The sequence below is a fragment of the Thalassospira permensis NBRC 106175 genome (genome assembly GCF_000714555.1).
In the GTDB taxonomy this organism is placed as follows: Bacteria; Pseudomonadota; Alphaproteobacteria; order Rhodospirillales; family Thalassospiraceae; genus Thalassospira; species Thalassospira xiamenensis.
On record NZ_AUNC01000030.1, the window covers coordinates 1 to 20,924 of the forward strand.

20 protein-coding genes and 1 riboswitch are annotated in these 20,924 nt (G+C 55.9%); of the genes, 11 read left to right on the top strand and 9 right to left on the bottom strand.

The annotated features are described in order from the left end of the window. From SMB34_RS14395 to SMB34_RS14425, 7 genes are all read left to right on the top strand, one after another. A partial coding sequence (locus SMB34_RS14395) for an ABC transporter ATP-binding protein (protein WP_037991042.1) occupies nt 1-603 on the top strand: 603 nt, incomplete at its 5' end. Between the two features lie 26 nt (nt 604-629). Next, nucleotides 630-1,406: a lysophospholipid acyltransferase family protein gene (locus SMB34_RS14400; protein ID WP_037991043.1), complete on the top strand. Its 777-nt coding sequence runs from the start codon at nt 630-632 to the stop codon at nt 1,404-1,406. Further along, nucleotides 1,403-2,689, top strand: a complete 1,287-nt coding sequence (locus SMB34_RS14405) for a 3-deoxy-D-manno-octulosonic acid transferase (RefSeq protein WP_037991044.1) — start codon at nt 1,403-1,405, stop codon at nt 2,687-2,689. Before SMB34_RS14400 ends, SMB34_RS14405 begins: the two co-directional genes overlap by 4 nt. Then, on the top strand, nt 2,676-3,647 hold the full coding sequence (gene lpxK, locus SMB34_RS14410) for a tetraacyldisaccharide 4'-kinase (RefSeq protein ID WP_037991046.1): 972 nt from the start codon (nt 2,676-2,678) through the stop codon (nt 3,645-3,647). Before SMB34_RS14405 ends, lpxK begins: the two co-directional genes overlap by 14 nt. Beyond that, nucleotides 3,640-4,539, top strand: coding sequence for an LpxL/LpxP family acyltransferase (locus tag SMB34_RS14415; protein WP_037991047.1), 900 nt, complete (start codon nt 3,640-3,642; stop codon nt 4,537-4,539). Before lpxK ends, SMB34_RS14415 begins: the two co-directional genes overlap by 8 nt. A gap of 89 nt (nt 4,540-4,628) precedes the next feature. Further along, nucleotides 4,629-5,234, top strand: a complete 606-nt coding sequence (locus tag SMB34_RS14420) for a hypothetical protein (RefSeq protein ID WP_037991048.1) — start codon at nt 4,629-4,631, stop codon at nt 5,232-5,234. Between the two features lie 99 nt (nt 5,235-5,333). Continuing rightward, nucleotides 5,334-5,819 carry a MarR family winged helix-turn-helix transcriptional regulator gene (locus tag SMB34_RS14425; protein WP_037991050.1) on the top strand — a complete coding sequence of 162 codons (486 nt, stop codon included), beginning with the start codon at nt 5,334-5,336 and terminating at the stop codon, nt 5,817-5,819. A gap of 16 nt (nt 5,820-5,835) precedes the next feature. On the opposite strand, the gene SMB34_RS14430 is transcribed toward SMB34_RS14425, so the two are convergent. From SMB34_RS14430 to xseA, 3 genes are read right to left on the bottom strand one after another with little or no spacing between them, the layout of a single operon-like run. Further along, nucleotides 5,836-7,383: a gamma-glutamyltransferase family protein gene (locus SMB34_RS14430; protein ID WP_037991051.1), complete on the bottom strand. Its 1,548-nt coding sequence runs from the start codon at nt 7,381-7,383 to the stop codon at nt 5,836-5,838. A 29-nt stretch (nt 7,384-7,412) separates the two neighbouring features. Further along, entirely contained in the window at nt 7,413-8,273 is an 861-nt protein-coding gene (locus SMB34_RS14435; protein ID WP_037991053.1) for a M23 family metallopeptidase, read from the bottom strand. Continuing rightward, nucleotides 8,273-9,952, bottom strand: a complete 1,680-nt coding sequence (gene xseA / locus SMB34_RS14440) for an exodeoxyribonuclease VII large subunit (protein WP_037991054.1) — start codon at nt 9,950-9,952, stop codon at nt 8,273-8,275. Before xseA ends, SMB34_RS14435 begins: the two co-directional genes overlap by 1 nt. 113 nt (nt 9,953-10,065) lie before the next feature. On the opposite strand from xseA, the gene purD reads away from it, so the two are divergent. Next, nucleotides 10,066-11,349, top strand: coding sequence for a phosphoribosylamine--glycine ligase (gene purD, locus SMB34_RS14445; protein WP_037991056.1), 1,284 nt, complete (start codon nt 10,066-10,068; stop codon nt 11,347-11,349). Between the two features lie 24 nt (nt 11,350-11,373). Here the strand turns inward: purD and SMB34_RS14450 are convergent, their stop codons facing one another. The 4 genes from SMB34_RS14450 to SMB34_RS14465 form a co-directional block, all read right to left on the bottom strand. Continuing rightward, a complete protein-coding gene (locus SMB34_RS14450; RefSeq protein WP_037991058.1) occupies nt 11,374-12,156 on the bottom strand; it encodes an ABC transporter ATP-binding protein in 783 nt (260 codons plus the stop codon). Continuing rightward, nucleotides 12,153-13,160 carry a FecCD family ABC transporter permease gene (locus tag SMB34_RS14455; protein ID WP_338057856.1) on the bottom strand — a complete coding sequence of 336 codons (1,008 nt, stop codon included), beginning with the start codon at nt 13,158-13,160 and terminating at the stop codon, nt 12,153-12,155. Before SMB34_RS14455 ends, SMB34_RS14450 begins: the two co-directional genes overlap by 4 nt. A 41-nt stretch (nt 13,161-13,201) precedes the next feature. Continuing rightward, complete coding sequence (locus SMB34_RS14460) at nt 13,202-14,242, bottom strand: ABC transporter substrate-binding protein (RefSeq protein ID WP_037991074.1); 1,041 nt, start codon at nt 14,240-14,242, stop codon at nt 13,202-13,204. A 211-nt stretch (nt 14,243-14,453) separates the two neighbouring features. Further along, nucleotides 14,454-14,649: riboswitch (cobalamin riboswitch) on the bottom strand. A 55-nt stretch (nt 14,650-14,704) separates the two neighbouring features. Then, complete coding sequence (locus SMB34_RS14465; protein WP_051682317.1) at nt 14,705-15,622, bottom strand: AraC family transcriptional regulator; 918 nt, start codon at nt 15,620-15,622, stop codon at nt 14,705-14,707. 168 nt (nt 15,623-15,790) lie between these two features. Here SMB34_RS14465 and SMB34_RS14470 point away from each other — a divergent pair, with 168 nt between their 5' ends. Together SMB34_RS14470 and SMB34_RS21475 are read left to right on the top strand one after the other, a co-directional pair. Beyond that, entirely contained in the window at nt 15,791-16,537 is a 747-nt protein-coding gene (locus tag SMB34_RS14470; RefSeq protein WP_007091235.1) for an SDR family oxidoreductase, read from the top strand. A gap of 24 nt (nt 16,538-16,561) precedes the next feature. After that, nucleotides 16,562-16,909, top strand: coding sequence for an Atu4866 domain-containing protein (locus SMB34_RS21475; protein ID WP_007091236.1), 348 nt, complete (start codon nt 16,562-16,564; stop codon nt 16,907-16,909). Between the two features lie 117 nt (nt 16,910-17,026). Here the strand turns inward: SMB34_RS21475 and SMB34_RS20715 are convergent, their stop codons facing one another. After that, complete coding sequence (locus tag SMB34_RS20715; protein WP_167332771.1) at nt 17,027-18,388, bottom strand: adenylate/guanylate cyclase domain-containing protein; 1,362 nt, start codon at nt 18,386-18,388, stop codon at nt 17,027-17,029. Nucleotides 18,389-18,574: 186 nt separating this feature from the next. Between SMB34_RS20715 and SMB34_RS14485 the strand changes: the two genes are divergently transcribed. Beyond that, entirely contained in the window at nt 18,575-20,176 is a 1,602-nt protein-coding gene (locus tag SMB34_RS14485) for an OpgD/OpgG family glucan biosynthesis protein (protein WP_037991061.1), read from the top strand. A 49-nt stretch (nt 20,177-20,225) separates the two neighbouring features. Here SMB34_RS14485 and SMB34_RS14490 read toward each other — a convergent pair whose 3' ends face one another. Beyond that, on the bottom strand, nt 20,226-20,678 hold the full coding sequence (locus SMB34_RS14490) for a nucleoside deaminase (RefSeq protein ID WP_037991063.1): 453 nt from the start codon (nt 20,676-20,678) through the stop codon (nt 20,226-20,228). Nucleotides 20,679-20,924 lie beyond the last annotated feature (246 nt).

Consider the following 20,924-nt stretch of genomic DNA (forward strand, 5'->3'; position numbering starts at 1 on the left):
CTGAACCTGATCCCGCGGTTCTATGACATCAATGCCGGTGCAATCACGATTGATGGTCAGGATATCCGCGATGTAACGCTAGAAAGCCTGCGATCAGCGACCGCACTGGTCAGCCAGGAAATCACGCTGTTTGACGATACGGTTCGATCCAACATCGCCTATGGCCGATTTGGCGCAAGCGATGCCGAAATCGAAGATGCCGCGCGTCATGCAGCAGCCCATGATTTCATCCTGCAGCTTGAAAACGGTTATGACACCATTGTCGGCGAACATGGTGTGAAGCTTTCAGGCGGCCAGCGCCAGCGGATCGCGATTGCACGTGCGATGTTGAAAAACGCCCCGATCCTGCTTCTGGACGAGGCAACATCAGCCCTTGATACGGAATCGGAACGCCACATTCAGGGGGCCCTGACCGAATTGATGAAAGGACGGACGACGCTTGTCATCGCGCACCGCCTTTCGACGATTGTCGATGCCGACAAAATTTGCGTCATTCAGAACGGGCATGTTACCGAACAGGGACGCCATGAAGAATTGCTTGCGCTTGGAGGGGCTTACGCCAATCTCTATAATCTGCAATTCTCGGAAGAGAGCGATAACTAGGCCGACAGAAATCGGGATAAACTGGCGTGCAGTTTCATAAGCGGATCATAAAAAGCGATCAGGCGCGCAGCACTTTGTGCTGGCTTGCGGCAACCTATATCCGGTTCATTCGTCTTACCGGTCGCTGGCACACGGAAGGTGGCGATCATCCTGCGCATTTCCTGACCGAAGGAAAACCCTTTATCGTGGCTTTCTGGCATCAGCGGTTGCTGATGATGCCCTATACATGGCGTTCGGTTGCGGGGAACCGACCGTTTAACATGCTGATTTCGTCGCATCGCGACGGTGAAATCATTTCCCGTACCATCGGTCATTTCGGAATTGCGACAATTGCCGGGTCAACCGGACAAGGCAAGGGCGGCGCAGCAGCGTTGCGGCGTATTCTCAAGGCCCTCAAATCCGGCGAAGTCGTCGGCATGACCCCGGATGGACCGCGCGGACCACGCATGCGGATTTCCGATGGCATCGTTCAGGCCGCACGACTGGCCGAAGTCCCGATTTTCCCACTGACCTATTCTGCCTCAAGACGCCGCGTTTTTGGCAGTTGGGACCGGTTTGTTTTGCCGCTTCCATTTTCAAAAGGTGTCTTTAGCTGGGGCGATCCCATCCATATCCCGCGCGATCTGGATGACGACGGATTGGAAGAAAAGCGGCTGGAACTTGAAGCAGCTTTGACCAAGCTGACACAGGAAAGCGATGCCAAGCTTGGCCTTGACGTGATTGAACCTGCCGGACCGGATGAACTTCCCAAACAGAAGCGGTCGGCCGTGGTGGCGGCGGCAGAACAGGAAACGGCCAAATGAGCCTGTTTTACGCCTATCGCCTTGCGACACGGCTTTTGGGTCCGGTACTTGGTCTTTATCTGCAACGGCGCAAAAAACGCGGCAAGGAAGATGCAGGAAGGATCGGCGAACGGTTCGGTCATGCCAGCGCATTGCGCCCGAAGGGAAAGCTGGTCTGGATACACGGGGCCAGCGTTGGCGAATCCCTTTCCGCCCTGCCGGTGATTGATGCCCTTCGCGCGCGTTTTCCCGATGTGTCCATACTTGTCACCACCGGCACCGTCACATCCGCGGCAATGATGTATCAACGCCTTCCGGAAGGTGTGATCCATCAGTTTATTCCAATTGACCGACAGGTCTGCGTTGCGCGTTTCCTGCATCACTGGAAACCTGATGTTGCACTTTGGCTTGAAAGCGATTTCTGGCCCAACATTCTGACAAAGGCCAAAAAGGCGGGGACCAGACTGGCACTTCTGAACGGTCGTATCTCGGCTCGAAGTTTTAATAGCTATTCCCGGTTCCCTTCCTTCATTACCCCGGTGATTTCGGCCTTTGACCTGATCCTAAGTCAGGGGGCAGAGGAAACCGGGCGTTTCATCGCATTGGGGGGAACCGATGTTCGTGCGGTCGGGAACCTGAAATTCGCAGCCCCCGCCCTGCCGGTTGATAGCGACACGTTGTCCGAACTCAGGACACAGATTGGCAATCGTGCCGTATGGCTTGCCGCAAGTACGTTTGACGGCGAAGAAGCCGCATGCGCGCAGGTTCATAAAAGCCTTGCCAGCAAACATGAAAACCTTCTGACGGTGATCGTTCCCCGCCATTCTGATCGGGCCAACGATATCGAAACCGACCTGATCGCAAAGGGCCTGCGCGTGGCGCGCCGAAGCCTTGGCCATGTGATTACCGATCAGGTTGATGTTTATCTTGGCGACACCATGGGCGAGATGGGGCTTTATTACCGGCTTGCACCGGTATGCCTGATCGGCAAAACCCTTTGCGCATCGGGTGGGCAAAACCCGCTGGAACCAGCAAGGCTTGGCTGTGCGATCCTGCATGGCCCGGATATGAGCAACTTTAACGAAATCAGCCGCGAACTTCTTGCCGCCAGAGCATGCCGTCCGGTTGCCGATATCGATGATCTGGCCCGGCAGGTTGATACCCTTCTGACATATCCGGAAAAGGCCCGGGAACTGGCAAATGCTGCGCTGGAATATGCTAATTCCAAGGCCGAGGTGCTTGATCGGACGATGGATGCAATCGCGCCGCTTTTAATCAGCGAGGCCGCCAATGCGCGCCCCTGATTTCTGGCAAGCGGATGGTTTCTGGGCCAAGGCATTATCGCCCCTGTCGCTGCTGTGGCGGGCGGGTGCGGGCATTCGCGCCATGAAAACAACCATGCGTCATCCCGGATGCAAGGTTTTCTGCGTTGGCAATTTTACCATCGGCGGTGCTGGAAAAACCCCGACGGCACTCGCGCTTTATCACACGTTGCACCATATGGGCATCAACGCCCATTTTCTGAGCCGTGGCTATGGCGGGCGTGAAATCGGCCCGCATCGCGTTGATCCGGCGACAGATACGGCCTCCGATGTCGGTGACGAGCCGCTGCTTTTGGCACATACCGCCACAACGTGGGTTTCGCGTGACCGGGGCATGGGGGCCGAAACCGCCCGTAATGCCGGGGCAGATGCGATTATCATGGATGACGGACTGCAAAACCCGTCCGTGATCAAGGATTGCAGCTTTGCCGTTGTCGATAGTGGTTTCGGCATTGGGAATGGTCGCGTGATCCCGGCTGGGCCGATGCGCGAAACACTTGAACAGGGCTTGGCAAAAGTCCACGCCATCATCCTGATTGGCGATGGCAATCCGCCATTTCTGGCAAATCTTCCTGCCTCTGTCCCGGTTCTGAGAGCCCGAGTTGTGCCTTGCAACGGTGTCGAGCTTGACGGTCGCAGGGTCCTTGCATTTGCGGGCATTGCCCGCCCGGCGAAATTCCATGACAGCCTGCGTACCGTTGGTGCCAATATTGTTGCCACCGTCGATTTCGCGGACCATCATCCGTTTCGCCCGAATGAACTGGCTGACCTGCGCCAAAGGGCCGCAGCCCTGAACGCGGATCTGGTAACAACGGAAAAAGATCTGATGCGCTTGCCTGTCGCGGCGCGCAACGGCATAAGCACTCTTGGCATCAAACTGGCATTCGAAGCCCCGGACCAGCTTGAGAAAATCATTAAAGCGGTATTGTCTGATGGCTGAACGCAGCGCCTTTTACAAAGCACGCCAGAAATATGTTTCCCACCCTTTACAGGGGCTTGGTGCCTATTTGCTGTTTGGCTTTTTCAAGATCATGCCGATTGATCTTGCGTCTGCCATCGGCGGTCGGCTTCTGCGCGCGATTGGCCCGAAACTTGGGCAAAGCAAGAAAGCCCGAAATAATCTCGTCAAGGCTTTTCCGGAAAAGTCAGCCGAAGAAATCGAAGCCATCATTACAGATATGTGGGAAAATCTCGGTCGTAGTGCGGCAGAAATTCCCCATCTTCCAACGCTCGATTGCGGAAGCCCCCGCCTTGAAATCGTCGGTCTGGAAAACGGCATGGCGACAAGGGGAGATAACAAACCCGGTCTGTTCTTTACCGGCCATATGGGAAACTGGGAAGTTTCGACCAAGATTGGCGATGCGCTTGATATGGAAATGATGACCATTTATCGCGCACCGGATAACCCCTGGGTCGATAAACTTTTCAAAAGCGTTCGCAAGGGATTTCGCGGCGAACTGGTGCCAAAGGGCGCCAAAGGTGCACGGAAATTTGCCGCCTTCCTGAAAGAAGGTGGCCACGCAGCCCTATTGGTCGATCAGAAGCTCAATAACGGGATCGCCGTACCTTTCTTTGGCCGCGATGCGATGACGGCCACCGCACTGGCACAATTTGCCCTGAAATACGATTGCCCGGTCATTCCGGTGAGGGTCGAGAGGTTGAGCGGTGCCAATTTCCGGATGACGTTTTATCCGGCGCTGACAATTATCCCCACCGAAGACCGCGAGGCAGATATCCTTCGCATCATGACCGAAGTGAACGCCATCATGGAAGGCTGGATCCGTGAACGGCCGGCACAATGGCTTTGGCTTCACAAACGCTGGCCGAACTAAGCGGCAATTATCACGCTGGCATTAACCTAATTGGAACGACCTTGCACCAGACTGGTGGGCACCTCACCACCATCTCCGGGGAAGTTTTTTTGCTGCGTTTCGTCGTCCCGCTTTTCCTGATCCTTATTGCATCGATGTTTGCGGTCTGGCCGTCCTTTGCGCTTGAAGGCGACATCGGCAAGATCGAAAGCAGTTCAAAAAATGTGCGCATACGGATTGCCGAGCTTGATCAGCAGTTGCGCACACATCTGCAAGAAGCGGTCGAAAAATTCGGCGATCGCCAGATCGAATGCGGTGCCAGCGGCGAAAAGAAATCACTGTCAGATTGCATTGCCGAAGACGACGATAACCTGACGCAAGCCAAACTATCGATTGCACGCGCCAAAGATCGCGACGCGGAAGAAAGCCCGCTTGATGAACTGGCTGCAACCGAAGAACGTTTTGCCATGTTCATCGAACGTCTTAACAAAACCAACGACCTTCTGTCCCGTGCCGGCGCAACAATGTATCGGACCAGCTTCGACATCACACCGGAAATGGATCAGTTGCGCCGACAGGTTATTGTCTATGTCGAACGCAAACAGGAATATGATCTGCGCCTGAATCAGGCGATGTTGATCGCGGGTGTAACGCTTGTCCTGATCGCTATTTTCGCGATGATCTTTTTCGCCACACGCCGCATTCGGGGAAATTAGGATCAGCATCCTTTGTTGCAGGACAAATTGCGTTGATAATGTGATCAAACCCCGTTACCGACTGGCTCAAGAGCGATCGTCCGAGGAAACTAAGAAATAATGACACAGGCCTATTGGCAGGACATTCTGGTTGCATTGCGCCAAATCATTCGCGCAACCGATCTGCATTCCAAACGCATGATGAAAGCCTGTGGTCTGACCATCCCGCAGGTGATGGTCCTGCGCGCGATTGACGAATTGCAGAACGTTACGGTGCGCCGCATTTCCAATCATGTGTCCCTTAGCCAGGCAACGGTCACAACAATCCTGAACCGCCTTGAACAGCGCGGGCTGGCAGAACGTCGTCGCAGCACCACGGACAAGCGCGTGGTCAATACGGTTCTGACAGAGGCAGGTCAGAACATCCTGAAAGCAGCCCCAACCATGCTGCACGAAGAATTCATATCCCAATTCGAAGCCCTGCCCGATTGGGAAAAAACGCAGCTTCTGTCATCCATGCAGCGGGTCGCGACAATGATGAATGCGGAAAAGATTGATGCGGCCCCGTTGCTTGACGTCCGCCCTGCCGACGAAATTCCGCGTTAGATCGGTTCAAACCGGATTACAGGTCGGCAATCACCACTTGGTGGCCATTACGTCTGGCATCGCCGACGGCATTGAATTTCCTGCCGTCACCACTGACCTTGGCGGCGTGAACACCGCCAAAGAACATATCCTCCGTATCCCAGCGTTGCTGGTCTTCAAGGCTAAGACCATCCAGAAGCGATCCGTCAAATCCCGGTTCGACAGACAAAAGACTGTCTTCGACATGAAGCCGCGGTGCCGCCACCGCCCCATGCAGGGTCATGTCATAGGCATCGATATTCAGCATCACCTGCAACATGGTCGAACGAATGCGGTTTGACCCGCCAGAACCAAGTGCAATCGCATCACCATTGCCCGCCAGATACAGGGCCGGGGTCATCATCGACGTCATCCGCACACCGCAGGGCCAGTGATGGAACCCGTCGGGTGACAGATCGGCTTCGCCCAGCATGTTATTGAGCATGATACCAGTCCCCGGCACCATGCGCCCGGAACAGGACCCATTCGAGATTGTCGCGGCGGCAAGATTGCCATCGCCATCAACCACGGAAATATGGGTCGTGCCATTCTGGCTAAGCGGGCGTTCGCCAATCATAGACCGGTAGGATTCGCAGAATTCGTCGGCAAGGATTGTCGGGCTTGCGCCATGTTCGCTACGTGCCAGCCCGGTGGCATGAAGAATGCGCGAAATGGCTTCGAGATGACGGGCCGATCCAAATGCCCCGAGTTCTATTTCGCGCGCAAGCTTAAGCCCGAAGCCAACCAAAACCCCGCCCGACGCCGGTGGCGGGTTTAAAACAAACCGCCCGTTGCGCCCGGCAATCAAAAGCGGATCACGGACCAGAACGCGGTATGCCGCCAAATCCGCCCCTGTCAGATAGCCGCCATATTCCCGGCATTCGGTCACCAGCGCATGACCAAGATCGCCGTGATAAAAACCGTCCGAACCGGTTCGCAGCAGATATTCAATGCTATCGGCCATATCAGCCTGACGAAGAATGGAGCCCTCGTCTGGCAATTCAAATCCGTCTTCGTCCTGATGCCCCGCTGCACCGAAAACGGCCCGGCTATCTTTGGAAAATGCCAGAAGCGGGGTTACGATCCCCATGACATATCGCTGAAACGCATCCAGCTTGATCCCGTCGCGTGCGGCTGTAATTGCCGGTTCGGCCAGCATCGCCATCGGCAGGGATCCAAGATCGTCATGCAGCTTGAAAATACCGGCAACCACGCCCGGTGTTGCAACCGAACCGTATCCGCCGTGAAATTCCTGGGTAACGCCACCGGCAAATGTCGCAAACCGGCTTTCAAACTCAAGTTCTTCGCGCGGGCGTTTGGCAAGCGGGGTTTCGACAAAAAAATCATAAAGCCGGGGCGGTTTTCCCGCCGGGCGGGCCATGACAAAACCACCCCCGCCCAATGATGCCAGAACCGGTTCGGCCACACAGGCCGCCCACATGGCCGCAGTGACCGCATCAAAGGCATTGCCGCCCGCCTCAAGCACATCGGCAGCCGCGCGTGCGGTGACATCATGTCCTGCGGCGACGGCTCCGTGCTTTTTCATGGCAGAGATTCCTTATTGTTTATCCGTCATCAATTGCTGGCCTTCACCTTCGCGGCCTTTTGTGCATCTTCCATCGGCGGCACAAGAAGGGCGGCGTCAACACGGGCATCCCCGACATTGATCCGCCAATCCAGATGCGGCCCGGTTGCCCGGCCACTTGCCCCGACCTTGGCAATCGGATCACCCTGCCGAACGACATCGCCGACTTTCACATCGATTTCCGACAGATGCAAAAACGCCGAAACCATGCCAAGCCCGTGATCAATAAACAGGGTCGCCCCGGAAAAATACATATCGGGATGCACCAGCGTCACAATCCCGTCCGCCGGGGCCACGACCTGTGTGCCGGTGGGAACGGCAATATCCACCCCCCAATGCGGGGCGCGCGGTTCACCATTCAAGATGCGTTGCGATCCATAGACACCGCTGATCGGGCCCAGAACCGGCCAGATAAAACCGTTCTTGTAAAATTCCTGCGTAAAACGTTCGACGCGGGCTTCGCGGGCCTGACGCGAGTCATCCCTGATCCGTTCCATGACCTCCGGGTCCGGTGTCACCATCTTGGGCGGCAGGCCATCAATGCGCTGGATATCGAATTCACGATCACCGATGTCATAGGCATATTCTTCGACTGCCCCATCAGCCTTGCGCAGTGTCAGCTTCGCCGGGCCATCGTAATCGCGCGGGAAGCCAAGGATAAACGCCCCGTCCGGGCCAATCGTATCAATGGGCTTGCCATCCAGAAGGATGCTGCTTCCGGGTTCGGTCTGACCGAACACGATGCCGCCCTGAACAAACTGGCCCTGATAGGTCGGCTCGGCCGCGACTGCCCCAACGCATGACGCCATCAAACCGGTTGCCGCCAAAAACATCTTCATTGCGAAACGCATTACAGAAGGCTCCCTTGCCTGTCGTCATCTTTGGGGGCCGGGTCTTTTTTCCGGGCCGGTTTCGGTTTGGCAGCCGATTTCGGCGCGACCGTGGCAGTAGATGTGGTGGCAGTATTATCAGCGTCCGTTGCTGGCGACGCAGGACCAGACTTGTCCGATGAAGACGCCCCTGCTGTCACATCGGCACGTCCATCCTGCATTTCCAGAATGTAACCCTGCCCGGCAATCATATCCGATGCTTTGCCGATCAAACCTTCATCTGCACCGCGCACCACGGCAAAGCCGCGTTTGAGAACATTGCGATACGAATAGCTTTCCAAAAGACGATCATACCGCGCCAGTCCTTCGGCTTCGCGGTTCAGGATATTTTTAACCGCCGCCTGCATCCGACCGGCCAGATCATCGATCTGTTTGCGGTCGCGTGTGATATCGCGTCTGGCATTTGCCGGGCGAAGTCCGGCGGCGGCCTGATCAAGACGTGCCTTTTGCATCTGGATGGCGGATTTGATCGCCCCATCCAGTCGCAGACCGGCATTTTCCAATCGCCCGCGTTTTTCCGAAAGCTGTTCACGCGGGCTAACCAACCGTGCCCCGGCTTCGTTCAGGCGTGCGCGCGCCTGCTGCAAGACACTGCCTGCCGCACGAGGCAACCGGTCGGCCCAGTTATCAAGGGTCTGGCTGCGTTCCTCAAGCATCCGGCGCGGATCGCCAAGACCACGCGCAAGACTTTCAAGGGCGGTGCGTTTTTCCACACCAAGCCGACGGACCGCCTGCGTCAGACGAAGGCCGTCTTCCTCGACCTGACCGATCAGATCAAGCCGCACCGGAACGGCCTTTTCCGCGGCCCCCGTCGGAGTAGGCGCACGCAGGTCAGACACAAAATCAATCAGGGTGGTATCGGTTTCATGACCGACTGCGGAAATCACCGGAATGTCGGATTCCGCCACCGCGCGGGCAATGATTTCCTCGTTAAATGCCCAAAGGTCTTCAAGCGATCCGCCACCGCGCGCAACAATCAGGACATCGGGGCGCGGAATATTGCCATAGGGCAAAAGATCGTTAAAACCGCGCACGGCCTGCGCGACCTGTTCGGCGGCACCGGTTCCCTGTACCAATACGGGCCATAACAGAACCCGGCGCGGGAAACGTTCACGCAAACGATGCATGATATCGCGGATCACCGCCCCGGTCGGGGATGTTACAATCCCGATGACATCGGGCAGGAACGGGATCGGCTTTTTGCGATCCGCATCAAACAGTCCTTCGGCAGCAAGTTTCTTTTTGCGTTCTTCCAGAAGTTTCAGAAGCGCGCCTTCGCCCGCGACTTCCATCGTTTCGATGACAATCTGGTATTTTGATCGCCCGGGGAAAGTCGTCAATCGGCCGGTTACAATGACTTCCATGCCGTCTTCGGGTGCGATGCCAAGTTTGGATGCCTGCCCGCGCCAGCAAACACCATCCAGCACCGCCTGATCGTCTTTGAGTGCCAGATACATGTGACCGCTGCTTGCGCGCTTGAAGCCGGAAATCTCGCCGCGCACACGCACAAACGAAAACGCATCCTCGACCGTGCGTTTAAGCGCGTTGGAAAGATCGGAGACCGAAAATTCGGGGAGATTTCCCGGTTTCGCGGGTTCTTCGGGCATGGGGGCGAACGGGTCGAACAAATCTTGCGTCATCAAGGGCACTTTATGCTAAAAGCCCGCATAAATTTTCAAGCGGGATGGGGTGCAAGCCTAGTTCATCCCGTCTGGACCATCAAGCAGTCGGACACGTAATCGAGGTTAAAATCATGAAGGTTCTGGTCGTTGGCGGTGGCGGACGTGAACATGCATTGTGCTGGGCAATTGCCAAAAGCCCGCGACTGACCAAGCTTTGGTGTGCGCCGGGCAATGCCGGGATTGCCGATTCAGCAGAATGTATCGCCATTTCAGATAGCGACATTGACGGGCTTGTGAAATTTGCCACCGACAATGCGGTCGATCTGGTGGTGGTTGGCCCCGAGGCCCCGCTGGTCGCGGGCCTTGTCGATGCGCTGGATGCGGCTGGCATCAAATCGTTTGGCTGTTCGAAGGCTGCCGCACAGCTTGAAGGCTCCAAGGGTTTCATGAAGGACATGGTGGCAAAGTTTGGCGTCCCGTCCGCGGCCTATGGCCGTTTCACCACGCCCGACGATGCGCGGGCCTTTGTTGAAAAGCACGGTGCCCCGATTGTTGTCAAAACCGACGGCCTTGCCGCGGGCAAGGGTGTGACGATCTGCCAGACAATCGACGAAGCCCTTGCGGCGATTGACGAATGCATGGTCGGTGGCAAATTCGGCGATGCCGGTGCGGAGCTGGTGATCGAGGAATTCATGACCGGCGAAGAAGCATCTTTCTTTGCGGTTTGTGACGGGGAAAACGTCATTCCGCTAATTGCCGCACAGGATCACAAGGCCGTCGGCGAGGGCGATACCGGCCCGAATACCGGTGGTATGGGTGCCTATTCCCCCGCCCCGGTCTTTACGCAGTCGGTTGAGGACAAGGTCATGGAACAGATCATTGTTCCGACCGTTAAGGGCATGGCCGCCGAAGGCCATCCGTTCAAGGGCGTCCTGTTTGCCGGTCTGATGATTGACGATGCGGGCAATCCGAAACTGATCGAATACAACATCCGTTTTGGCGATCCGGAATGCCAGGTTCTGATGACGCGTCTGAAATCGGATGTGCTTGATATCCTTGATGGGGCGGCAACCGGAAAACTCGATACCGTCAAACCCGAATGGCATGACGAAACCGCCATGGTCGTTGTCATGGCCGCCAAGGGGTATCCGGGCAGCTACGACAAAGGCACCGAGATCAAAAACGTGGCCGATGCCGATGCGATGGACAAGGTCAAGGTCCTGCATGCGGGCACGAAAATGGATGGTGACAAACTGACCGCGACGGGCGGTCGTGTTCTTGGCGTCACCGCGCGCGGCACGTCGGTGACCGAGGCACAGAAACGCGCCTATGAAGCGGTTGATGCCATTGACTGGCCGGGTGGTTTTTGCCGTCGTGATATCGGCTGGCGCGCGATTGCCCGCGAACAGAAGTAAGCCTTTGAATTGGAAAAGACCGGGTCATGCAGCCCGGTCTTTTTTCATGCCTGCGTGATAGCGCACCGCGCATTGCCCGTTAGGGCCATGTTCGATGGTGGCATCCACACCGAACACATCGCGCAGATTTTGGGTCGTCAGAATATCGGCAGGACTGCCGATCCCCACCAGTTCCCCGTCACGCATCATGGCAATCCGGTCGCAATACATCGCGGCATGGTTCAGATCGTGCAAGGCCGCCACCACGGTCACCGGTAATTCACGCACCAGTTCCAGCAATCCAAGCTGATGACGGATATCCAGATGGTTTGTCGGTTCATCCAGCAGAAGGAATTTTGGTTCCTGCGCCAGCGCACGCGCGATATGAACCCGCTGCTTTTCACCGCCCGAAAGCGTATGCCAGAACCGGTCGGCCAGATGGGTCATATCAACATCGCCGAGCGCACGTTCCACAATCGCATCATCGCGTTCCGACCAAGGCGACAGCATGCTGAGATAAGGTGTGCGTCCCAGTGCCACCGCCTCGCGCGCGGTCAGGCGGTCCGTGGTGTCGGCCTGCTGTTCGACAAAGCCGATCTGCCGGGCCAGTTTGCGACGACCATGCTTTTTCATGTCCTGCCCTGCCAGCATCGCACGCCCCTGATCAGGTGGACGAATACCGGCCAAAACCGACATCAAACTGGTTTTGCCCGATCCATTCGGCCCGATCAGGCCCAGAAACTCGCCCGGTTCCACCCGGAGGGAGACATTTTTGATGATCTTGCGAAAACCGGCAGACCAGACGATATCGCGCAGTTCCAAACTCATCGCAAAATCCTTCCGTGACACAGGATCAGGGCAAAGGCCGGGGCCCCGACAAGGGCGGTAATCACCCCGATTGGCAAAACCTGCCCCGGAACGATCACGCGTGAGATGACATCGGCACAGACCAGAAACAGTGCGCCAATCAATGCCGATAGCGGTAATAGCAGCCCATGACGCGTTCCGACAAAAAAGCGCGCGGCATGCGGGATCACGAGCCCGACAAAACCGATGGAACCAACGATACTGACCATTACCGCGGTCATCATCGCGGCTGCGGCAATCAGGATCGCATAAACCCGCCTGACCGGCACACCAAGCGATGCGGCGGATTCACGACCAAACGTAAAGGCATCAAGTGCGCGTGCATGCCAAAGACACACGACAAGCCCGACAAGAGCCACGGGTAAAGCCAGCCACACATCGGGCCAGCGCACGCCGCTAAGATTGCCCAGAAGCCAGAACATGATGCCACGCGCCTGTTCGGCACTGGCCGATTTGGTGACAATGAAGGATGTCAGGGCATTGAACATCTGCGATCCGGCAATACCTGCCAGAATGATCGCCCCCGTGCCGCGCCCGGCCTGTAACGCCAGAAGGGTCACAAAGGCGAATGCCGCCACCGCGCCGATAAATGCGCCAAGCGACAGGGAAAGCATCCCGGCCCCAAGACCTAGGATCACGATGCTGACCGCACCGGTCGAGGCACCGGCTGAAATGCCCAGCAAGTAAGGATCGGCAAGACTGTTACGCAAAAGCGCCTGCAAGACCGCACCGGAAACAGCAAGTGCCGCCCCGCAACTTGCAGCAACAATCGCGCGGCTAAGTCGGTAGTTCCAGATAATACCGGCATCAATCGCATCCACCGGATACCCGGCATCCCACAAATGATTGGCAATCGTATTGATCACCGTGCCCACCGGGATCGCTGTTTCGCCCACCGATGCGGCAACCGCCAGAACCGCTGCCAGCAACATCAGCGCGGCAAATGCCACGCTGATGCGTTTCATGAAAACGGGGCTGGAAATGATATTCCCGATCATTGGCCCGATCACTGGGTTGCCTCGAACGCCTCGATTGCCTTGGCCAGGGTTTCAATGCCGTCGATTGTCCGCATGGTCGGGTTCATCGACTGGGCATCCATGACGACGATATTTCCGCTTTTGACCGCATTCATCTGACGGGTTACCGGATCGGATTTCAGGAACTGCATTTTCAGTTCCCAGTCATCGGCCGGAAAACGACGACGATCCATTTTGCCAATCACAATGATATCGGGATTGGTTCGTGCGATGGTTTCCCACCCGACTGTGGGCCATTCATCGTTACTGTCGATGACATTCTCCACACCAAGGATCGACATGACATAGGCCGGTGCGCCTTTCTGCCCGGCAACAAACGGATCAACATCGATTTCAGCACTGGAGAACCAGAACAGTGCCGAAATTCCCTTGCCATTCACGGCGGCCACTTTTTCGCGCGCAGCCTGTTCGCGGGCTTTGAAATCGGCAATCAGATCTGCGCCGCGTTCCTCGACATCGAAGATTTTCGAAAGGTCGGCTATCCCCTGATAGATCTGATCCATCGAAAAGGCATCAATCCGCGTTCCGTCACCGCCCGTGGTGTTGTCCTTACCGACGCAATCGGCTGGTGCGGTATAGACCGGGATTGAAAGTTCAGCAAACTGGTCAATCGTTCCGACCTTGCCATTCGGGCCGATATGCCATTGGAACTGGGTTGTGACCAAATCGGGTTTCTGGCCGACCACACTTTCAAAGCTGGGATCGTTGTCTGCCAGACGCGGAATGGTGGCGTTGACGTCGCGAAACTGTTCCTGCACCGGACCAAGCCATACGGCCGTTCCGACCACCCTGTCCGCCAGTCCCAGAAGATAAAGCAGTTCCGTGCTGCTTTGGCCAAGCGATACGACACGGTTCGGAGCCTGATCAAAGGTCAGGGTTCGACCACAATTTTCCAATGTAAGCGGATATTCCGTGGCAGATGCGTATTGTGCGAAAGAAGCCAGTCCTGCAGCAAACACCCCGACTGCAAAAACCTTTTTGTTCAGTTCAATCACTTTGCGTCCTTTCATGGATATGCTGATCGGGAATTTCATTTCCCGACCGGACATACCAAACCAATAAACGTTATGTTATAACATAACATCAAAGTTGCTATGGTCAAGGGACTGGCTAAAGTGCTGAAAAATGGCGGGAAATGCCGGGATCCAAGGGCGGTCCAATGGCTTTCAGCCCGCCCGGAACGGTGACATATACCGACATCCTCCGGGGCACCCCGCCCGGTCCGTCGTATTCATGTCAGCAGGTCTCCTGGCTCGCGGGTCGTTGTGTTTTCCTGCCTTCCCGGGAAATATCCCAGTGGCTTTCAGAAGGAAACACTCACCGCCTACAGTTGCGGGGGCAGCTTCGGTTAACCGTCTTCACGGACGGCTTCGAATTCCCTTTATCCTTATCGGATACTGACATCTATCGGTGTCACATAGTCACGAAGGCCGGTCAAGCCAATTGCGAATAAATCGCAATGATTACAATTTTCAATAGGCGTTCGCCGCCGCCGTGCCATCGCCGCCCAGCCGCCCAAGGATCGCCGAGACATCGCGCATCGGTGGCGCGCCAAACATGCGGGCATATTCACGGCTGAACTGTGATGCGCTTTCATATCCGACTTCATAGGCCGCGGTTGCCGCATCCTTCATTTCGGTCAGCATCATCTGGCGCGCCATCGTCAGGCGAAGGCGTTTCTGATACTGAAGCGGGCTCATGGAGGTTACCTGCTTGAAATGATGATGGAAGGAAGACGGACTCATATTCGCCTGTGCCGCCAGATCATCGACCCGAAGCGGTGCGGCAAAATCGTCCTTCATAAGGCGGATGATCTTGGAAATGCGTTGCATGTTGCTGCCGCCCATGCCGATTTGCGCAATACGGCCCCCCTGAAGGCCGCGCAGAAGGCGATAATGCACCTCGCGCAGAAGCATCGGCGCCATCACGGAAATATCGTCTTTCTCATCGCACAGGCGCAACAGGCGCATCACGGCATCCAGCAAGGTATCGCTGGCGTTATCGACATGAAGACCGCAATCGCTTTCGGATGCCGAGCCGACCTGAAGATCAATCTGGGTGACAAGATCGCCCAACATCTGACCATCCAGTTCAATCGACAAACTGCGATACGGAAGTGCTGCACTGGCATTTGTCACACAGCCGACAATCGGCAGGTCGACCGACGCCACCAGATACTTTCCGGGCGCATAACTGAAAACCGCCTCGCCCAGAGTGACCTCTTTGGCACCTGACGCGATAATGCAAAGGCATGGCTTGTAGATTGTCGGAACTTTCATCGACGGCCCGGTCGCACGATACAGATGCACCGCCTTTACCGGCGTCTCGGCAACACCTTCGCCTTCGCAGTATCTGTCAATCAGTTCAGACATCTCTTCAAACACAGGCATCACCAAACTCCTTTGTTTCTCTAATATGAACTATAGCAACCAGAACCATCCTGAAAAGCGGTTTTCACCCTGCCTGGAGAATCAGGCAATTGATCAAGAGTTCTGTGTATTCATCAGGCCACCATTTGCAATCACAGTAAGCGCCATGATCCAGACAAGGAGGATGTCATGTCGCTTATGTCCAACAATGTTGAAAACAAGGTTGTCGTCATTACCGGTGCCAGCAGCGGAATTGGCGAGGCCACGGCAAAACTTCTGGCCGAAAACGGTGCAAAGGTCGTTCTTGCGGCCCGACGCACGGCAAAGCTTCATTCCATCGTCGCCGAAATCGAGGCCGAAGGCGGCACCGCCACATGTCGCGCGGTTGATGTCACCGATGCCGACGACGTCGAAGCACTGATCTATTTCGCCAAAAACACCTATGGCCGCGTTGATGTGATCTTCAACAATGCCGGTGTCATGCCCCTGTCGCCGCTTGCCGAACTGAAAATTGACGAGTGGAACAAGATGATCGACGTCAATATTCGCGGCGTCCTGAATGGCATTGCCGCCGGTCTGCCATTGTTCAAGGAACAGGGTAGCGGCCACATCATCAATACCGCATCCATTGGCGCACATCTGGTATCGCCGACTGCCGCCGTTTACTGCGCCACGAAATATGCCGTCTGGGCGATTTCCGATGGCCTGCGTCAGGAAAGCCGCGATATCCGCGTCACCACCATTTCGCCGGGCGTTACCGAAACAGAACTTGGCAACGACATTACCGATGACAATGCCAAAGGGTTTCTTGGTGAACTGCGCAAAACCGCACTCAGCCCGATTTCCATTGCATGGTCGGTGCTTTACGCAATCGCCCAGCCCGAAAGCGTCGATGTCAACGAGATCATCGTGCGCCCGACCGCATCGGCATATTGACCCGTAACGCCCAAGGAGGCCCGCATGGCACGTCATATGTTTGCGTCTTCTATCGCCAGTCTTCTGATGCTGTTTTCCAGCACCGCCACCGCACAGGAGGAAACCGTCATGTCCGGAACCACATCGAACGACCCGCATCCCTATGTTGGCATGTGGGTCACGGCTGATGGCAATATCCGTCAGGAATTGCTGGCCAACGGACGTTATGACGAGGCGCGCGGCAATCGCCCGTCTGCCTATCAGGGACGTTATGAAATTTCCGGCAATCATATCGATTACTGGGATGATACCGGCTTTACCGCCGACGGATATTTCGAAGACGGTGTTCTGTATCACGCAGGAATGGTGATGTATCGCCAGCCCATACAATAGCATTCAGGCTTTAAAACCCCGCTGCACCGGTTAACCCCGGCGCAGAACCCGCAAGGAACGGTATCGAATGGATGCCGTTCCTTTTTTCATTTTCATGCGCGAAAACTTTGCCAATAATCAGGTCGCTGTCACGGGCACATTGCCAGTCACGACATTCCGTTCATCAGCCGTGGCAAAGGTAAACAGATCAATCGGTTCGGAAAGTCCGCGAACATCCATCTGCCCGATCTTGCGAAAATCTTCTGCGGTCAGATACTGTGCCGTCGTTGCAGAAATCAGAACGTCGGTTCCCAGTTCCTTGTTCATCACTTCCAATCGGGCCGCCATATTTACCGTATCGCCATGCACGGTATAGTTCTGACGCCCACCCCCGCCGACACTGCCGGCAATCACCGTCCCGGTGCATATCCCGATACGCGTACGAACATGGATCCCGGCGAAATCCCGACTTTGCACAAGATCGGAAATCTCGCGTGCGGCCCGCACGGCACATCTGGCATGGTCGGCATCCTCGACCGGAACATTGAAAGTCGCCAGTACCGCATCGCCCTGAAACTGGGTAATCACACCATGATGACGGGTAATGATCTGTGACACTGCATCGAAATAGGTATTGAGAACCTCGACAATACCTTTTGGACCGATGGTTTCGGTCAGCTTGGTGAAATCGGCCAGATCGGCAAACAGGATGGTTGCCTCACGCTCGACCGGGGCCAGCGATCCGCGTTTGGAAATCAGCACTTCGGCAATGGCGGGCGGCACATATTGTCCGAAAATATCGGAAATGGCGCTACGTTCCTGTTCTGCCTCGATCTGGCGGCGCACCGTATGGCGCGCACGCCACATGACCAGACCAATCAGAATGGCAACAACAACCAGCGAGAGGGCTTCCTGTGCGCGGCTCCAGGCACCGATAAAATCGGGGCTGAAGAAATAGGTCACAAAAGTCTGGGTATCGGGAGATGTGCCGATATCCTGCCAGTCATAGGTCTTATCCATATCGCGGATGGCATAAAGAAACGCACCAAGCCACCCGGCCGCCCCGCACATACCGGCCCATAAAACAAGGCCGGGCGAAAAACTGAACGCCGCAACACCAACAACGATAAAATAGAATGGGAAGATCGGCGTGCGGAAAATCACCGCCTGGGGCAGATCGACATTGTCAAATACCGGTTGGGTCGCAATCAGAAGCGACAGGAACCCGATATCAAGTGCAATGAACAGATACTTGATCCAGTTCCGGTCATAGGATGATCCGATAATCCGGTAATGGATGATGCCAAACCCGGCAAAGACACCAAGCGCAATCAGATATTCAATGGCACGTAACGGGTCACCCGACCGCGACGCCACAAGCCAGACCCCCATCAGGATCAGCGCGACCAGACGCCCCTTGATCGCCAGTCGCAGACCGTTCTGTTCCGCCTGATGGAAAATGGCTGTCTGCCCGGGCTTTCCCATAACGGTTTGCTGCATGAACATGCCTTTCTGCGATGGCGACCTCGCCATTTCAATGATTGCAAGTTTATTTAGGCAGACATCTGGCATACCGCCATGCGAAAAATGCAGATATTACGATCTTGAATTCGCCATGTTTTATCCCGATTACGTCCACACTGTCCGGTATAGTTCCGGACATCTTAAATTAACGGGACCTGATTGATGACGACTTCTGTGGAACGCAGACGATTTCTGAAATCCATGGCCGCTGCCGGGCTGATCCTGCCGGGCATGTCGATGGTCAATGGTGCCTCGGCCGCGAACGAAAAACTTGATCTTGGCGAACCGCAAAGCTTCAGCTTTGACGCCCTGATCAAACGCGCCGAAGCCATGGCAAAATCGCCTTACGAGCCGCCTATCGCCCCCGATCCCGAAATTGTCGGCAAGATCGATTACGACATTCATGGCAAGCTGCATTACAAGCGCGAATTTTCGCCATACGCCGATGGTTCGGGCACCTATCCGCTGACCTTCTTCCATCTGGGCATGTATTTTGCCAAACCGGTGCATATGTATCTGGTGGATGGCGGCAAATCGCGCGAAGTGGTTTATACGCCGGACTATTTCGACATGCCCGAAGACAGCATCGCGCGCAAGCTTTCGGAAAACAGCGGCTTTGCCGGGTTCCGTCTGCATGAAAATGTCGAACGTGATGACTGGAAAACCCAGGACTGGGCAGCGTTTCTTGGCGCGTCCTATTTCCGTGCGATTGGCGATGAAGGCCAATATGGCCTGTCGGCGCGCGGTATTGTCGTCAATACGGCAACGTCCCAGCCCGAAGAATTCCCCGATTTCCGCGAATTTTATATCGAGCCTGCGAAATCGGCCAACGCCCCCGTCACGGTCTATGCCCTGCTCGATGGTCCCAGCATCACGGGCGCCTATCGGTTCTATCTGACGCGCGGCGAAGGTGTGACGATGGATGTCGAAAAACACCTGTTCCTGCGCAAGGATATCGAACGCCTTGGTATCGCCCCGCTGACCAGCATGTTCTGGTATTCCGAACAGAACAAATCGTTCCGCTTTGACTGGCGCCCGGAAGTCCATGACAGTGACGGGCTGGAGCTTTGGACCGGGAACGGCGAACGCATCTGGCGTCAGTTGAACAATCCGGAAATCATCCGCACGTCGGCATTTGGCGATAAAAACCCGCGCGGGTTTGGACTTATGCAACGGGATCGCGAAGTCAGCCATTATCTTGATGGTGTGCGTTATCACCGCCGCCCCAGCCTGTGGGTCGAACCGCTTGGCGCGTGGGAAGACGGTGCCGTGCAGCTTGTCGAAATCCCGACAGATGACGAAATTCACGACAATATAGGCGCTTTCTGGGTGCCGAATGCTCCGGCCAAGGCGGGCAATAGCTATCAGTTCCGTTATCGCCTGTATTGGCAGGCCCATAACCCGTTCCCGATGGACAAGCTTGCCCATGTCACCGCCACCCGTATGGGGCGCGGCGGCAATCCCGGCACGGTCCGTCCGAAGGACGAGTTGAAATTCTCGGTCGAGTTCGAAGGTGAAATCCTTGGAACCCTTGCCTATGGCGAGTTCCCGGAAGTCATTGTTTCAACCTCGCGCGGGGAAATTGTCCGCACCAAGATCGAGCCGATCATGGATACCCGTATCTGGCGTGCGGCGTTTGACCTTAAAGTCGAGGGCACCGAGCCGGTTGATTTACGGATGTATCTGAGACGCGGCGATGCACCGCTTAGCGAAACCTGGATGTATCAGCATCTGCCGGGATTGCGCGGACAGACACGCGAATAAGAACAAAGGCCCGTCATTTTGGCGGGCCTTTTACTTTTTATCTTGGGCCTTAGCGCAGCGACCCAAAGAATTCCTTCAGAAGCTTGCCTGCCTCGACCTCGCCGATCCCGCCGTAAACTTCCGGTCGGTGATGGCAGCTTGTGCTTTCGAATACCCGCGGACCATGATCGATGCCACCGCTTTTAGGGTCATAGGCCCCGAAATATACCCGCCGCAGACGGGCAAACGAAATGGCGGCGGCACACATCGGGCAGGGTTCAAGCGTGACATACAGATCGCAATTGGGCAGACGCGGTTCGCCCTTGGCCCCGGCAGCGGCCCGGATCACAAGGATTTCGGCATGGGCCGTCGGATCATTGAGTTCCTCGGTCAGGTTGCCGGCACGCGCCAGCACCTCGCCACTATCGGCATCGACAAGAACCGCGCCAACGGGCACTTCACCACGCCTTGCGGCGGCGCGCGCTTCTTCCAGCGCCATATCCATATAGCTGTCTGCGCTCATGATTTGCTTTCCATCCCGGAATAATGAGTTGGCCGCAGCATCATCATACACGGCCCATCGCACTGTCTGTTGACTGTTTTTCTTGAGTTTTAAGGATATGAGATTGCAATCTGTGCAAGGATCGGTCAAGCGGTGATAAGATCATGGCCGATTGCACATATGCGTGAATTGCCGTTGCCCTTCTAACGCACCGGGGTTAGTTTCCGGCCAAATTCATGGCATCGCACATATGCAAAGCAACCATCA